Annotated in this window: 12 protein-coding genes; all 12 read left to right on the top strand. The window is 36.4% G+C overall.

From position 1 onward, the window contains the following. Nucleotides 1-513: 513 nt before the first annotated feature. The 12 genes from FG390_RS03515 to FG390_RS03460 all read left to right on the top strand — a co-directional run bounded on the left by FG390_RS03515 (nucleotide 514) and on the right by FG390_RS03460 (nucleotide 16,003). Entirely contained in the window at nucleotides 514-2,505 is a 1,992-nt protein-coding gene (locus FG390_RS03515) for a methyl-accepting chemotaxis protein (RefSeq protein ID WP_141189656.1), read from the top strand. A gap of 434 nt (nucleotides 2,506-2,939) precedes the next feature. Continuing rightward, nucleotides 2,940-3,710, top strand: coding sequence for an IclR family transcriptional regulator (locus tag FG390_RS03510; RefSeq protein ID WP_141189655.1), 771 nt, complete (start codon nucleotides 2,940-2,942; stop codon nucleotides 3,708-3,710). Between the two features lie 566 nt (nucleotides 3,711-4,276). Further along, nucleotides 4,277-5,680: an MFS transporter gene (locus FG390_RS03505; RefSeq protein ID WP_141189654.1), complete on the top strand. Its 1,404-nt coding sequence runs from the start codon at nucleotides 4,277-4,279 to the stop codon at nucleotides 5,678-5,680. A gap of 59 nt (nucleotides 5,681-5,739) precedes the next feature. After that, the gene (locus FG390_RS03500) at nucleotides 5,740-6,672 is read left to right on the top strand and encodes a nucleoside hydrolase (RefSeq protein WP_141189653.1); all 933 of its coding nucleotides are present in this window, start codon (nucleotides 5,740-5,742) and stop codon (nucleotides 6,670-6,672) included. 120 nt (nucleotides 6,673-6,792) lie between these two features. Next, complete coding sequence (locus FG390_RS03495) at nucleotides 6,793-8,136, top strand: amidohydrolase family protein (RefSeq protein WP_141189652.1); 1,344 nt, start codon at nucleotides 6,793-6,795, stop codon at nucleotides 8,134-8,136. Nucleotides 8,137-8,530: 394 nt separating this feature from the next. Further along, entirely contained in the window at nucleotides 8,531-8,905 is a 375-nt protein-coding gene (locus tag FG390_RS03490) for a thiol-disulfide oxidoreductase DCC family protein (RefSeq protein ID WP_141189651.1), read from the top strand. Between the two features lie 311 nt (nucleotides 8,906-9,216). Beyond that, nucleotides 9,217-10,170: an ABC transporter permease gene (locus tag FG390_RS03485; protein WP_141189650.1), complete on the top strand. Its 954-nt coding sequence runs from the start codon at nucleotides 9,217-9,219 to the stop codon at nucleotides 10,168-10,170. After that, a complete protein-coding gene (locus FG390_RS03480) occupies nucleotides 10,160-11,113 on the top strand; it encodes an iron chelate uptake ABC transporter family permease subunit (RefSeq protein WP_141189649.1) in 954 nt (317 codons plus the stop codon). Before FG390_RS03485 ends, FG390_RS03480 begins: the two co-directional genes overlap by 11 nt. Beyond that, nucleotides 11,110-11,868 (top strand): iron ABC transporter ATP-binding protein, encoded by a 759-nt coding sequence (locus FG390_RS03475; RefSeq protein ID WP_141189648.1) that lies wholly within the window; start codon nucleotides 11,110-11,112, stop codon nucleotides 11,866-11,868. The genes FG390_RS03480 and FG390_RS03475 overlap by 4 nt, the downstream gene beginning before the upstream one ends. A 246-nt stretch (nucleotides 11,869-12,114) precedes the next feature. Continuing rightward, nucleotides 12,115-13,041, top strand: coding sequence for a siderophore ABC transporter substrate-binding protein (locus FG390_RS03470; protein WP_141189647.1), 927 nt, complete (start codon nucleotides 12,115-12,117; stop codon nucleotides 13,039-13,041). A gap of 710 nt (nucleotides 13,042-13,751) precedes the next feature. Continuing rightward, nucleotides 13,752-14,444, top strand: a complete 693-nt coding sequence (locus tag FG390_RS03465; RefSeq protein ID WP_141189646.1) for a FadR/GntR family transcriptional regulator — start codon at nucleotides 13,752-13,754, stop codon at nucleotides 14,442-14,444. Between the two features lie 380 nt (nucleotides 14,445-14,824). Then, on the top strand, nucleotides 14,825-16,003 hold the full coding sequence (locus FG390_RS03460) for an ABC transporter substrate-binding protein (RefSeq protein ID WP_141189645.1): 1,179 nt from the start codon (nucleotides 14,825-14,827) through the stop codon (nucleotides 16,001-16,003). The last annotated feature ends 10 nt before the right edge of the window (nucleotides 16,004-16,013 follow it).

Below are 16,013 nucleotides of genomic sequence, written 5' to 3'. Positions count from 1 at the left end.
GAGAAGTGGTGCAATCTTAGCAGGGATTATACACCCGGCTAAATTAATTTTTCCCAACGAAACGATCTAAAAAACGAGCCGAGACATTTGTCTCGGCTTTGCTATAAGTGCATGCTCAAAAAGGTGACAAATGAAAAGGATTACTGGCTAAGTACGCTGGCATCCTGCCAGAACGCCAGTACTAGCCCGTCCTGGGCGTCGGGAGGCTAAGAGCGGCGCAGCTCCTTAGGACCGGCATTCCATAGGACGTGAGCGATTTTAGCCAGCGATCCTCTTGTATCCGTTACATGAGGACCGGAAAAACAAGTGGGCGCCGAGATTCGTAGCTTATCATTTGGTAACTTTTTGAACAACCTCTATAAGGTGTTCCAATAAAAAGATACAGCATAACGTATATCTTCTCCCCCCAACATTCAACAATTTGTCATATTCAACAAAGAAAAACGGTTCAAAGAGGATATAAAAGCACCGATATTAAATTGCAGACAAAAGAAGGAGAAGGGGGAGAGTTTTATGGAGCAAAGATTTAAGAATTTATTCAATATGGGACTTCGTGGGAAACTGATGACTTCATTTCTTATCATTTTAATCGTTCCATGTTTGTTAGTAGGTGCCTTTTCTTATTACAATGCAAAAACAAAAATACAAAATCAGATGGAACAAAATGCCGACAATAGTGTGAATTTAATAAATGGCGCAATAACAGAAATTGTCTTAGGTCAAAAACAAGCTGTTGGTTTTTTAGCCGATAATACTCAGCTTGCTGACATGAAAAATAATCAATCAGATATTCAAAATTTGTTGGAAAAGCAGCTAAAGGAAGATCCAAGTGCCTTAATGGTCTATGCAGGGAACAAAGAGGGGTCTTTTATTCATGAACCACAAAAGTTTAAAACACCTAGTGATTTTGACCCGAGAACACGAGATTGGTATAAAACAGCCGTGGCTAACCCTGGAGAAATTATTATATCTCAGCCATACACCTCTTTAACCAACCATCAATTTGTTGTAACGGTGGCTAGAACGACGAATGATGGTAATGGTGTTGTTGCCATCGACATGAATGCTGGTACGTTTAAAAAACTACTTAGTGAAAATAAAATTGGGGAAAAAGGTTACAGTGTCATCCTTGACAGTCAAATGAAATTTATTTCCCACCCTAAAAAAAAATCGGGAACTTCGGAATCAAAATTTATTGCCGACCGACTTAAAAATAAATCCGGAGCTTTCGAATATAATCTAGCTGGCCAGGAAAAGCGTCTCATTTATAAAACAAACCGAGAAACAGGCTGGAAGTTAATGGGTACGTTGTATTTAGATGAAGTGGCAAGTGAAACGCAGTCTATATTAACAACGACATCAATTATTGTAGGGATATCTATTATTCTAGGCCTCCTCATCATTGGATTTATTATTCGAATGATTTTAATTCCCATTCGCCGATTAATGGATGCAGCAGAGAAGGTAAGTCAAGGTGATCTAGCGGTCAACATTGAAGCAAAATCCCAAGATGAAATTGGGAAACTAAGTGCATCTTTTATAAAAATGCGAGATTCTTTGAAAACATTAATCTTCTCTATTCAAGAAAAAGCGTCTTCACTCGCTGCTTCTTCAGAAGAATTAACTGCAAGCGCAGAGGAAGGTCGAGCAACCTCAGAAGAAATTACGAATTCCATCCAAGAGGTCGCCTCAGGAACGGAAACGCAATCGGAACGAATTGAAGAAAGTACGGAGGACATCGAAAAAGCGGCGACAAACTTAAAATGGATTAAACAAAGTACGCTAAATCTTACCTCTACATCTGAAAAAGCCGGAAATGAAATTGAAAAGGGAGACAAGACGTTACATCTAACCTTTGAACAAATGAAGACGATACAAAGAACAATACAACACCTAGCGGAAACGGTAGAAATGATGACCGAACAATCAGGAAAAATCAGTGAAATTGTGAATTACATTGATGATATCAGTAACCAAACACATTTACTTTCGCTAAACGCGGCCATCGAAGCCGCAAGAGCTGGAGAAGAAGGAAAAGGATTTGGTGTTGTTGCTGCTGAGATTCGAAAGCTCGCTGAACAATCTTCAGAAGCAACTCATCGTGTCCGAGATGTGGTGACAACCATTACGACCGAAACGGATGACGTGAGTAAATCAATGAAGGTCGGCGTCCAAGAAGTTAATAAAGGACTAGACGCAGTAAACACTTCGATGCATGCTTTTAATGAAATCCAGTCATTTGCAAAAGACGTTAACGATCAAATAGAAAATGTAACAGAAAGAGTCGTAGAGGTAGCTGAAGTCGCCACAAATGCTCAAGAATCCTTTAAAGTTATTAACAAAGTCGCATTAGAGGCCTCTGCCAGTGTTCAAAATGTATCTGCTGCAACAGAAGAACAATTTGCATCCATGGAAGAAATGTCAAGAAGCGCAGAGCAACTAACAAAAATGGCCGAAGATCTACAAAATGCCATTAGCGGATTTAAGCTAGTGAAAGAAGACTGATTCTATAAAAAATGAGCGAACAATTAGCCGAGGTAATTATCTCGGCTTTTTTCCGTTGAAAAAAATAGATTGAAGTAGTTCAGTTCTTCCGAAATGATTGGTGCAGTACCTGAGTGTACGGCTTCAATTAAGTTTGGAAGTGGCTCAATTACGTTAAAAAGTACCTCAATTAAATGTTGAAGCACCTCAATTACGATTTAAAGTACCTCAATTAAGTGTTGAAGCACCTCAATTATGTTCGAAGTACCTCAATTAAGCGTTGAAGTGCCTCAATTACGTTTTAAAGTACCTCCATCACTTTTGAAGTTATTATTAATCTGAACAATGTTGTAACATTCTGTTCTTCGTTTCAGTTTACGATTAAGACTATTTAATATATGATATAGAAAATCTATCAATAATGTTCTTATATTCGGAACGAAAGGTCTGAGTTTATGGATAACTCTTCAAAAAAAACAGCTATTTTAGAAACTGGAGATAGGATATTAAGAATTCTTGAATGTTTTAATTCTGAAAAAACCGAATGGGGTGTGACAGAGTTAAGTGATTATTTAGGGTTATATAAGAGTGTTGTTCATAGAGCTTTAGTTACTTTAGAAAATCGAGGTTTTGTAACAAAAAATCCTATTAGTCAAAAATACTTTTTGGGAATTAAACTCTTTGAATTAGGAATGGTTGTTGCAGGTCAAATGAACTTGCGAACAATTGCAAGACCATTTATGGAAGATCTTTGTGAATTTGCAAAAGAGACTGTAATGTTAATGATAATCGATGGCTTAGACGGAATATGCATTGATAAAGTCGAGAGTTCACAAAGTGTAAGGTATACAACACCATTGGGAAAAAGAGTTCCCCTTCACGCAGGGGCGACTACAAAAATTTTAATGGCATATCTCTCGGAGGAAAAAATAAACAAAATTGTGGCTCGTGGATTAAAGAGATTTACACCATACACGGTGTGTGATTCATCTGAACTTATAAAACAACTTCAATTAATAAAAGAAAAAGGCTATTGCATTTCATCCAATGATTTTAGTTTAGGTGGGATGGGAATAGCCGTTCCGGTTTATGATTATACAGGAAATGTTGTTGCTGGATTATCTATTTCAGGATTGGAAATTAGAATGAGAGAAAATAAAGAACAATTGTTATTGGAGTGTCAAAAAGCCGCAGATCGAATCTCAAAAAGATTAGGCGCAAGATGATGTAGTGATTAATAGTTAACTTATAAATGTTGCCAAAATCATTTTACTAATCCTTGATCAGCACGTTGTTCAGCGGACTTCATCAATAGATGAGTCTGCTTTTTTCGGTTCGGGGGAAATTATTTCATATAACAATTGAATAAGCTACTCTGCTAATGATAAAAATATGTCATATTTTCTGACAATATTATTTGCATGAGCTAAAAATAATGATAAACTAATCATCAATAAATAAACCTCAATATTGCCGTGAATTATTCGAATATTGTGTTATATGTTGAATCTAAAATATGGGAAATTTTTGCTTCCAAGTATACTAGATGTTTACTAAAAAATGTATGCTTAGAAGAATTTTTTTACCAAATAAGAAGAACGTCGTCCTTCAAATAAGAACAATCTTTACAAAAAATTTTTTGATTGTTTCTTAATACCATTTAAGGAGGGGATGCCACAATAATTTCAAATGAACAATCACTTCATCACTATGTTGAAATCTACGTATGACGTTGTAACTTGATAGGCTCATCACATCGCTTAAAGATCCTTTTAAGAAAGTGGGTATTTCAATGAACAAAATTGAACAAATTGATGTTCAGCGTAAGGTAGCAAAGTGTATGCCATGGATACTTTTGTTTGAGTTTTTTTATGTCTTTAATGACAATGTTTTCAATCTTATCTCACCTTCCCTTTCTGACGAATTTGGGGTCACACCTTCTACGGTTAGTTTAATTGTTACGTTGGGAAAATTATTTTTTGGAATTGCAACAATTATATTTACAGCCATGTCCGATACTATCAGTATCAGAAAGGTTTTACTGTGGACAGGATTTGCCTTTCCGATTGTTTCACTATTAGGTGTATTCTCTGACAGTTTTACTACACTGCTCATTTCGCGGACGTTATTTTCTATCACAGTCGCTGCGCCAATTGCTTTACAAGTCATTATCGCGATCAAATATTTTGATAAATTAACTGCAGCCAAATATTTCGGATATAACACCGCAATCTATCAACTTGCAGGAGCAGCGGGGCATTTATTTGGTGGGTTTATCGCAGAATACTTTCATTGGAGCTATGTATTTCTTATTCCTGTCATTACTATTTTAGGCATGCCTATATTACTTAAGAACCTTCCTAAAGATATATCAAGACGAGGATCATTTGATATTTTTGGAATGATATTAATGACAGTAATCACTACATCTCTCGTCCTGTTTATGACATATCACATGAAATATCCACTTTTACTATTAGCCGCTCTTATCGGTGCAGTTATTTTCTTTTTCTATATAAAAAAGAGCAAAAATGCTTTTTTAAAACCTGAATTATTTACAATAAAGGGCATAAAGAGGTCTTTATTTGTCGGCACATTGTTCTATGCCACACAAATGGGATTCTTCTTTATATTTCCTTTTATCGTCAATGAAACGTACAATATGTCGGTTAGTTTAATAGGTGTTTTTTATACAATAACGAATATTGCAGCTTTTGTTACGGGGATGTATTCTGGCCGTATAATTAAATCAATTGGATACCGTAATATCACTTTATTAGGAGGATCATTTATTCTTGTTGGTTTAGCATGTATTGCGTTTTTTGTTGGCTATTCAGTTGTTTTCGCTTTTCTTGGAATGGGTCTTTTTAATATTGGCTATGCTTTATTCTTCTCTGGATACCTATCAAACTTTACTCAATTATTACCTCGTCATCAACATGGCGCAGGTATTGGAATTGAAAAACTAATTACAACAATATCATTTTCCTTGGGTGGTGCATTTGTCGCTATGCTTTATGGTCAACCCTTTATGATGAAAAAAGTAGTCGATTTTTCTTCAAACTTGAAATCTGCGCCATTTAGCAATATTTCATTAATCCTTATGATAATGATTGCGTTGGCTACTTGGATATTTGTAATTGTATTCAAAAAGAATTTTAATCAAGTGAATGAAGCGGAGGAAACCATAGCTTAATAATATAGAAATTCATACAGTAAAAGTGATCTTGCTGTTTTTTTGAGGGGATGGAACCTATGCAAAAAATAATCATGGACGTTGATACAGGTATAGACGATGCTTTAGCTATTGCATACGCAACGTCATTACCTAATGTTGAATTATTAGGGGTAACAACCACTTATGGAATGGCTCCTGTAGCCTATTCATATCGAAACACAAGTAAGATCCTAGAGTATTTAAATACAAATATTCCTGTTTATAAGGGATCTGAGAAGCCACTAGTTCGTACAAGGGAATATAGCGGAAAGATTCATGGTTCTGATGGATTGGGAGAAACCCTAGGTTCAGTAGATAGTGATACGTCTATATCATCCAAACAAGCTATTGATTTTATAATCGAGCAAATATATAAGTACAAGAAAGATTTAACGATTATTGCAACTGCTCCATTAACAAATCTAGCCAAAGCTATTGTCAAGGATCCCGAAATAGTGAATATGATAGGGAAAGTCGTTATTATGGGTGGTGCATTCATAACACCGGGTAATGTTACAAAATTTGCTGAAGCTAATATCATGATCGATCCAGAAGCAGCCAATATTGTCTTTCAGTCTAACCTGCCTATTACTTTAGTTGGATTAGATGTAACTAGAAAAACGTTATTAACAAATGAAAATGTAGAACATTGGCGAAAAAAAGGAACTAAGTTAAGTGCTTTTTTTACGGAATTTACACGCTTTTATTTGAATTCATACAAAGAACTTCATCCTTATTTAAAAGGATGTGCCCTTCATGATCCTTTAGCAGTTGGTGTTGCAGTAAATCCCGAACTCGTTAAAACAATACCTTTGCATATTAAAGTTGATTTAGAAGACGATGCATTAGGGAGAACGACCGAAGATTTGGATAGAGTAAATAATTTCCAACCAAATACAAATGTATGTATAGATGTTGATGCAGATAAATTTATGAAACATTTTTTTAAACACTTACTTCAGATTTTTTAAGTAAACAAGAACAAAATCTATAATAAAAGAACTTAAATTCAAAATTTTAGAGATACTCAAATATACTTATGGAGTATTCTATGTCGATTAATAACTTCATACAAGAAAGGTGAAATAATCATGAAAAACTTAGTTGATTTAATAATAAAAAATTGTAGTCTGATAACATCTGATTTTGAAATTAAAGAAAATCAGTCAGTCGTAATTAATGAGGACATTATCCTTGCAATAGATACACCTGAAATAATTGAACAAACTTATTATTCTAAAGACACATTAGACGGAAAAGGCAAACTTTTAATGCCTGGACTCGTCGATGCTCATACTCATATTTCTCAACAATTCTTGAGAGGAAGAATTGCTGATGAATACCCCATGATTTGGTCAAGAATCCTTGTACCATTTGAGAGCAGTCTCAATGAAACAGATGCATTTAATAGCGCTCAATTGTGTTGTTTGGAAATGATAAAGTCCGGTACAACAGCCTTCGCTGAATCAGGTGGTGTCCATATGCACAAGGTGGCAGAAGTCGTTGTTCAATCTGGGCTTAGGGGAGCAATAACCTGTTCGACAATGGATCAAGGTCCATTCATACCTGATTCAATGAAAAGTAGTCCATTAGAGGCTGCTGAGAAAATAGAAAATTTATATAAAGAGTTTCATGGAGCTGGAAATGGAAGGATTCAAATTTGGTTTGCTTTACGTCAAGTTATGACAAGTACGCCTGCCCTTATCGAACTCATGGCTAGGAAAGCAAAAGAATATAAAACAGGACTACACATACACTTATCAGAACATCGTGATGAGGTGAGTTATTGTTTACAAAACTATCAAAAAAGACCTGCGGAAGTATTCGATCAATATGGAGCATTGGGACCTAATTTGTTAGCTGCACATAGTGTGGTTTTAACAGAATCAGAAATTGATTTAATGAAAGATAGGAAGGTCAATATTGTTCATAACCCAAGAAGTAATTTTGGAAGTCATGGATTCCCAAAAACGCCAAGACTTATGCAACATAATATGCCTATTGGAATGGGGACAGATGGTGCAGCTGGATCTAGTTTAAGCTTATTCGATGAGATGAGAGTTTTCCGTTCTGGGTTAAATGTTTTTTGGGGATTACCAATATTTGACCCATTAGTCATCCCAGCCAAAGAATTATTAAAAATGGCTACCGTCGGAGGAGCATCAGCTTTAATGTTAAAGGACCAAATAGGGACAATTGAAATAGGAAAAAAAGCAGACTTGATTTTATTGAATATTGATCAACCACATCTCAGTCCAACTCATAAATTAATTAGTACAATAATAGAATGTGCAACATCCAAAGACGTAGAGGACTCCATAATTGATGGAAAAATTGTAATGAAAAATCGTCAAGTATTAACATTAGATGAAGAAAAAATCATGTTTGAAAGTAAACAAGCTTTAAAACCTATTGCTGAAAAAGCTGGGATTTAATACATGTAAATGAAGAAAAGAGTAAAATATATTTAATTACAAGTACAATATAAGAAGCAAAATATTAGCAAATAAAAAGGAATGTGCTTATTTAAAGCATTCCTTTTTTGAATATTAAATTAAAGACTTCTTAACCATCCCGTATTTTGAGTAAACTGTTGCAATTCCAAAGTGTGGTCGTGCAACCCTGGGACGGAAGTTGCCCAACTCCAGAGTGAAACTGTGAAAAATCCTGATCTTAGGTAATGCAATCCCCAGTTAAATTATACAAATAAGAAAAAATTGATTTGTTTTCATCGTCGCTCTTTTCATTAGGTAATGTCTTGAGTTGTGTTTATTTCAAATGTCTGAGGGGAAGATAGTGTATAGGCTACAATAAAGAAAGGTGATTTCATTGAAACAGCATGTTGTTTTCTTTGATGCTCAGTGTCCGTTATGCGCGAATACGAAAAAGGTCGTTAAATGGTTAGATTGGCGGAATCGGATCGAGTGGATTCCAGTGCAACGGATTGAAGATACACCATACAAATTTTTGAAAGATGAGGGCCGTGATCTGTACGACCAGATTCATATGGTTACATCAGATGGCAAGATACATGCTGGTTTTGAAACGATCAGAAGAATTCTTATGGCACTCCCACTAACGAGCCCATTAAGCTTAATCCTGTATCTTCCTCTTATGAAAAAAATTTTCACGCCACTTTATATGTGGGTATCCACTCACCGTTATCATTGGTTTGGCCGATATGATTCATTGCATGGTGTATAAGAGACTACTTGAATGATGTGCATCCCAAAAGTTAGATTTAAAATCTAACTTTTGGGGTTCAGTACAAATGTGTAGTCTCTTTTTTTATCTTTTAAACAAATCCTCTGCTGGACTTTAAGTTAACCATACTACCTGTTCAAATTTCGCATGACATAGGCTACTTTTTACTCTCCTCGAATGGCTCATTTAAGTCTATCAATCTACCTAGTTCAATCAATTCAAAAAATTCGTTGACAATGATTCTCATTCACGGTACACTTTTATTACTGATAACAGTTATCATTTAGCATTAAAAACTTAGGGGTTAAGCTATGAGAAAATGGATTTTAGTCATTATGACAATTTTATTAGCGATCATGTCTGTCTTTGTTGGAGTAGAAAATGTTCCTTTATCGGACGCCCTTCACCTAACAAAAGAGCAAGTGGATATTCTTATGATTTCTCGTTTTCCGCGAACGGTGAGTATTATCATTGCGGGAGCTGGAATGAGTATTTGTGGTCTGATCATGCAGCAGCTCACGCGTAATCGATTTGTTTCTCCGACAACAGCCGGCACGTTGGATGCAGCTCGCCTAGGCGTTTTAGTTGCGATCATGGTTTTCCCCCAAGCTACAACACTCACTAAAATGCTCGTCGCTTTCGTCTTTTCAGTAGCGGGAACTTTTATTTTTATTCAGTTGCTTAATCGCATAAAATTTAAAGATACCATTTTCATTCCACTCGTCGGTTTGATGTTTGGAAGTATCATTAGCTCAATCACAACCTTTTTTGCCTATAAAAATAATCTTGTTCAAAACATCAATGCCTGGCTCCAGGGGGATTTCTCGGCCGTTCTACGTGGAAGATATGAAATGCTGTATATCACGATTCCACTCTTTCTCATTGCTTACATCTATGCAAATCGTTTTACCGTTGTTGGTATGGGTGAAAGTTTCGCCGTTAATCTGGGTCTTAATTACAAAGTGATTGTGGCGATTGGTTTAACCTTAGTCGCTCTCATGACTTCTTCAGTCATATTGACCGTAGGCACGATTCCATTTCTAGGGCTCATTGTTCCAAATATCATATCGATATATTCCGGCGATAATCTACGGCAAACCTTACCGCTCACAGCATTATTTGGAGCCTCGTTTGTTTTAGCCTGTGATATATTGGGAAGACTCATCATTTTCCCATATGAAATATCGATTAGCTTAATGGTTGGTGTCATCGGAAGTGGTATATTCATCATCCTGCTATTAAGGAGGGAAAAATATGCCGCGTAAATCGATGATCCAAATGAGTGCACTCGGTGCCTTCGCTCTTTTATCTTGCCTTTTGTTCATGTTTTATAAAATTGGGGGTAGCTGGTCTTTTGCTTTAGAAGAACGCGGGATCAAACTCGCAGCTATCGGGCTGACCGCCGTAGCCATTGCGGTTTCCACGTTGATCTTCCAGACCTTAACTCAAAATCGAATTCTAACGCCTAGCGTGATGGGGCTTGATTCGCTCTACATGTTATTCCAGACGCTATTAGTTTTTTTCATTGGATCGAATAATCCGCTTATGGCAAATAAAAATATTAATTTTATCGCCACGCTCGTTTTAATGATTGCCTTTTCGTTTATGCTTTACCACCTATTATTCCGGAGGGAACGGGTCTCCATTTACTTCCTTCTATTATTAGGTATTGTTTTTGGGACATTATTTCAAAATGGATCGTCTTTCATGCAAATGCTGATTGATCCAAATGAATTTTTAATTGTACAAGGAAAGATGTTTGCGAGCTTCAATTCGGTCAACGGCCCGGTGCTTGGTATGGCTAGTATTGTCCTTATTCTTTCCCTTGTTTATCTCGCTTATTGGTTCAAATACCTTGATGTTCTAAGACTAGGAAAAGACCAGGCCATTAATCTAGGTGTTCCGTATTTCAAGCTTGCCCGGCACCTGCTCATCATTGTTTCCATCATGGTCTCTGTCGCAACAGCTCTTGTCGGCCCAGTCACATTTCTAGGACTTTTGGTTGTTAACGTGACGTATCAATTATTTGATACATATCGCCACAAAGTGCTAATTCCAGGCGCCATTTTACTGAGCATAATCGCTCTTGTCTTTGGCCAATGGATGGTGGAGAGGATCTTTACTTTCAACACAACACTTAGCGTCATTATCAACTTTATTGGCGGCGCCTACTTCATTTACTTATTAATAAAGGAGAGTCGAGGATGATCGAGACAAAACAAATCACAAAAAAATATCAAAACAAAACCGTTTTGAATGCCATCGACCTTGAAGTTCCTGAAAAAAAAATCACAGCTTTTATTGGTTCTAATGGGGCTGGAAAAAGTACGTTGCTCGGCATCGTCAGCCGTCTCTTAAAAAAAGAGGGCGGAGAGGTTCTCATCGATGACATGGATATTAACGAATGGAAAAGCAAAGCTTTATCCAAAAAACTAGCCATCCTAAAGCAAAACAATCAAATGACGGCTCGATTAACGGTTGAAGATCTTGTTTCCTTTGGCCGGTTTCCATACTCACAAGGTGTTTTAACAAAAGATGATCATGAAAAAGTGACCGAAGCTTTGGCTTATATGGGACTTGAGCCTCTCAGAAAAAATTATCTCGATGCCTTATCAGGTGGGCAGCAGCAACGTGCCTACATTGCCATGATCATCGCTCAAGATACGGATTATGTTTTATTAGATGAGCCGCTTAATAATCTCGACATGAAGAACGCCGTGCAAATGATGAAGACTCTCAGACGTTTGGTTGATGACTTTGGCAAAACGATTATCCTTGTGCTACATGACATCAACTTTGCCTCTTGTTACGCAGACTACATGGTCGGTCTCAAGAACGGTGAGATTGTCGCCCAAGGATCAACAGAAGAAATCATGACGTCGGATAAGCTAAAAGACATTTATGATATGCATCTGGACATCACTGAAATTAATCAATGCAAATATTGCTTGTATTTTAAATAAAACCGAACCATTCTACTTAAGAATGGTTCACGGATCAAATGGAAAAATTAATTAAAAATGTATAAGCGCGCGTTCAAAAAGGTGACAAATTAGAAGCAAGAAGATCAAGGCGGCGCCGTTTTAAGGACCAGAATGTAGGCTTTTACTACATGAGGACCGGAAAAAACAAGTGGGCGCCGAGATTCGTAGCTTATCATTTGGTGACTTTTTGAACAACCTCTATAAAATAGAGAAGGGGATAGAGACATGAAAAAAATCATAACAATGGCCTTTTTAGCGATCATCATGATCGTGGCTACAGCTTGCGGGAATAGTAGTCAAGAACCTAAAGGAGAAACCATCTCAGTTAAAGGAACAAATGGTACTGTAAAAGTTCCAAAAAATCCAAAGAAAATCGTCGTCTTAGACTATGGCATCCTCGATACATTGGACAAGCTTGGCGAAACAGACAAAATCGTTGGTATCCCGCAACAAAAAGTACCTGCCTATTTAAAAAAATTTAAAGACGAAAAATACACAAACCTAGGTAGTCTCAAAGAAGTCGATCTTGAAAAAATCAACAGCTTGGCACCGGACCTTATCATAAGCTCAAACCGATTGGCCGATCTTAACGACAAACTGAAAAAAATCGCACCAACCGTTCAATTCACTGTCAATGACAAAGACTTTTTGAACTCATTTAAAAGCAACATGACCGAGCTCGCATCGATCTTTGGTAAAGAAGATCAAGCAAAAAAAGAAGTTGACCAACTAAATAAAAAAATTGATGCATTGAAATCCAAAGTTCCAACAGACAAAAAAGTGTTAACCATTATGGCTAATGAAGGTAAAGCCTCTGCATTCGGATCTAACTCCAGATACGGACTCATCTATGACGTCTTTGGATTCAAATCCGCAGATGACCAGATTGAGGCTTCACCACATGGACAAAGTGTCTCAAACGAATACATCAGTCAAAAAAACCCAGACTACCTCTTCGTTGTTGACCGAAGCGCTGTCGTCGACGGAAAACCATCAGCCAAAAAAGTCATTGAAAACGAACTCGTCCAAAAAACCAATGCCTACAAAGAAAAACACGTCGTCTACCTCAACCCAGAAGTCTGGTACTTCGCCGGCGGTGGACTCGAATCACTCAATATCATGATCGATGAAGTACAAAAAGGAATCGAATAAGAAATAGTTTGAACCAGCCTTGGAAAGATGGGGCTGGTTTTTTAAATTTATTTAGGCAAGTTGAGGTATATGTGAAGACAGGTCGTTGGACTAATGCATTCGAGGTCTGAGGTGGTGTATCGAGAACGCTTCACTCTAAAATAAAGAAACTTCAGACTAGGATTGAGGCACTTTAGACCATAATTGAGGTACTTGATTCATAATTGAGGCACTTTAGCCGGAATTGAGGTACATCATCCATAATTGCGGCACTTCAGACTGGGATTGAGGCACTTGACTTCATAATTGAGGAACTTCATATCGGAATTGAGGTACATCAATCATAATTGAGGTAGTTGGGTTTTGAGCACGAAATCTTCGTTTTAGAATAGAACATATCAACCCATGATCAAATGCCTACACAGAGTAACACTAGATAAGCACATAAACTACATAAAAAAGTGCCAATTTACAATTAACTTAAAATGGAATTTAAATTGACAAAAGGAAAACTCATATTAAAATAACGTTTATAAGTGCGTGTTCAAAAAGGTGACAAATTAGAAGCAAGAAGATCAAGGCGGCGCCGTTTTGAGGACCGGAATGTAGGTTTTTACTACATGAGGACCGGAAAAACAAGCTAACGCCGAGATTCGTAGCTTATCATTTGGTGACTTTTTGAACAACCTCTATAAAAGGATAGTTCAACAATTATCAAAAGGAGGTTTTAAATGAATAATTTATTATACTTCAAAGTGCTAACGGATATTGAACAAAAAATTATTGATGGTACATATTTGCCAGATCAAAAGCTCCAATCTGAAAGAGAATTGTCGCTTCATTACCAAGTAAGTCGCACAGTGATTCGAGAGGCAATTAAAGTACTTAGTGAAAAAGGGATGGTCACAGTAAAGGCGGGTAAAGGAGCTTATGTGACAAAACCGAACAGAGATAATGTAACCAATGCCCTGCATAGAGTCATACAGGCAAGTGATACAAAGATTGAAGATATCGTAGAAGTAAGAGAAGAATTGGAATATTCTATGATAAGAAAAGCCGTGGCCAAAGCTTCCCCAGAAGGTATAGAAAAATTGAAAATGATTTGTGAAAAAATGGACAGCAATGCACTGACTATAAGTGAATATGTCAAAGAAGATGCTAATTTTCATTTAGAACTTGCTAAACTGACTAAAAACAATATTTTTTTCCTACTCATTAATTCATTTTTTGAATTAACGGATAAGGCTTTATTTAAACTAACTCATTTTACTCCCACCAGTATAGAAGAAGCACAAGTACAACATTGGAAACTCATTGAATGTATTGAATTAAAAGATGAAAAAACAGCAGAAATTGTAATGAGAAAACATATGCAAATGATAAAAGATGAAGTGAATATATTAAAGGGTAAAAATATTATCTAATAAAACATTTAAGACATGAAGACTCATAATCAGCATATTTTAAGTAAATCATGTAGAAATACTAAATTATTTGTGAGAAAATCTAACAAATATCGATACAAGAAGATATATATCATGTATTATTAAAATATTAAAATTTAACAGAATATTTGAATAGTGAGTCGAAGGGGGGGAAGTTATAGATTCCAAGGAAGATATTATGGTTAAACTGGTCTAACCAGTCTAACCGAGTATTCTTACAGTGTCCAAGCAAGTGATCAATCTCAAAAAGCTCAGTATTATCAAGATGTTTTTGTATCAAGGACTAATTAAAAAATGAGCAATCATCCAAGACTCATCATCAAGAACTTATTTTTTATAAAATAGGGGGGATTAGAGGGATGAAGAGATTTAAAAAGATGTTTTTTATGATGGTTAGCCTGTTAAGCGTATTGATTTTGTTATTAGCAGGATGTAGTGCTCCAAAAGGTGCCAGTGAAAGTGACAGTAAAAAAGATTCATCTGGCCCGATGAAGATTGGCTTAGTTACACAATTATCTGGCGGGGGTGCCTTGTATGGCAATCTGATGAAACAGGGGGCTCAGCTAGCCGTCGACCAAATCAATGCAAAAGGTGGCGTAGATGGTCGTAAGCTTAAACTTTTAGCTGAAGATGATCAGGCGAATCCAAGTGAATCAGTAAAAGTAACACAACGCATGGTTAGTGATGAAAATATCGATGCTTGGATCGGAACGCTAAAAAGCTCGGACACCATAACTGATATTGGTATCACGGCTAAAAAGAATATCCCAAGCTTTGTACCTGTTGCCGTAGCTGATAATGTGACAGATTCAGGACTAAATAATGTTTATCGTAATGTTGCTAAGAACTCCATGCAGATCACAGAAATGGTTAATTATATCTTGAAAGAGCAACCACATAAAAAAATGGCCATTATTGCAGAGAACACAGATTATGGCCGAAACATCGTTAAGATCTTCTCGGAACAATTTGAGAAAGACGGACGCAAGATCACAAATAAAGAACTTTATAATGTTGGACAAAAAGACTTTAATAACCAACTGACTAAAATAAAAGCAAGTAAACCAGATTCAGTGTTAATTGCTGGGTTAGTTGCAGAAGGTGCTTTAATTGCCAAACAAGCAAAACAACTTGGAATTAATCAACAATTATACAGCTTTGGTGGATTCATGGGTAAACAACCGATGGAACTTGGTGGTTCAGCTGTTAATAACTTAATCCACACAGATTACTTCGTACCGACAGCAAAAGATGAAAAAACACAATCTTTTGTTAATGATTTCAATAAAAAATATGGACAAATACCAGATAGCTACTATTCTGCAGCAACCTATGACGCAGTCTATCTCTATGCTGATGCTGTTAAAAAAGCAGGAACCTCAGATCCTGAAAAAGTTAATAAAGTTCTACATGAATTAAAAGATGAACATACAGTTATGGGTGACATTACATTTGACAAAAATGGACAAGCAGCGACAAAGGTATGGATCAGCCAAATTCAAGATGGAAAACAAGTCGGAATTTATCATGCTGAATAAGATGACCACG

It is taken from the genome of Terrilactibacillus laevilacticus (assembly GCF_006517395.1).
Taxonomy (GTDB): Bacteria; Bacillota; Bacilli; order Bacillales; family Sporolactobacillaceae; genus Terrilactibacillus; species Terrilactibacillus laevilacticus.
Note: the sequence above shows the minus strand (reverse complement) of the source record. Positions and strands in the feature narration are given on the sequence as shown.

Excerpts from the sequence above, each read along its gene's own strand:
- FG390_RS03515 (WP_141189656.1), top strand. The coding sequence starts at position 514 with ATGGAGCAAAGATTTAAGAATTTATTCAATATGGGACTTCGTGGGAAA.
- FG390_RS03510 (WP_141189655.1), top strand. The coding sequence starts at position 2,940 with ATGGATAACTCTTCAAAAAAAACAGCTATTTTAGAAACTGGAGATAGG.
- FG390_RS03505 (WP_141189654.1), top strand. The coding sequence starts at position 4,277 with ATGAACAAAATTGAACAAATTGATGTTCAGCGTAAGGTAGCAAAGTGT.
- FG390_RS03500 (WP_141189653.1), top strand. The coding sequence starts at position 5,740 with ATGCAAAAAATAATCATGGACGTTGATACAGGTATAGACGATGCTTTA.
- FG390_RS03495 (WP_141189652.1), top strand. The coding sequence starts at position 6,793 with ATGAAAAACTTAGTTGATTTAATAATAAAAAATTGTAGTCTGATAACA.
- FG390_RS03485 (WP_141189650.1), top strand. The coding sequence starts at position 9,217 with ATGAGAAAATGGATTTTAGTCATTATGACAATTTTATTAGCGATCATG.
- FG390_RS03480 (WP_141189649.1), top strand. The coding sequence starts at position 10,160 with ATGCCGCGTAAATCGATGATCCAAATGAGTGCACTCGGTGCCTTCGCT.
- FG390_RS03475 (WP_141189648.1), top strand. The coding sequence starts at position 11,110 with ATGATCGAGACAAAACAAATCACAAAAAAATATCAAAACAAAACCGTT.
- FG390_RS03470 (WP_141189647.1), top strand. The coding sequence starts at position 12,115 with ATGAAAAAAATCATAACAATGGCCTTTTTAGCGATCATCATGATCGTG.
- FG390_RS03465 (WP_141189646.1), top strand. The coding sequence starts at position 13,752 with ATGAATAATTTATTATACTTCAAAGTGCTAACGGATATTGAACAAAAA.
- FG390_RS03460 (WP_141189645.1), top strand. The coding sequence starts at position 14,825 with ATGAAGAGATTTAAAAAGATGTTTTTTATGATGGTTAGCCTGTTAAGC.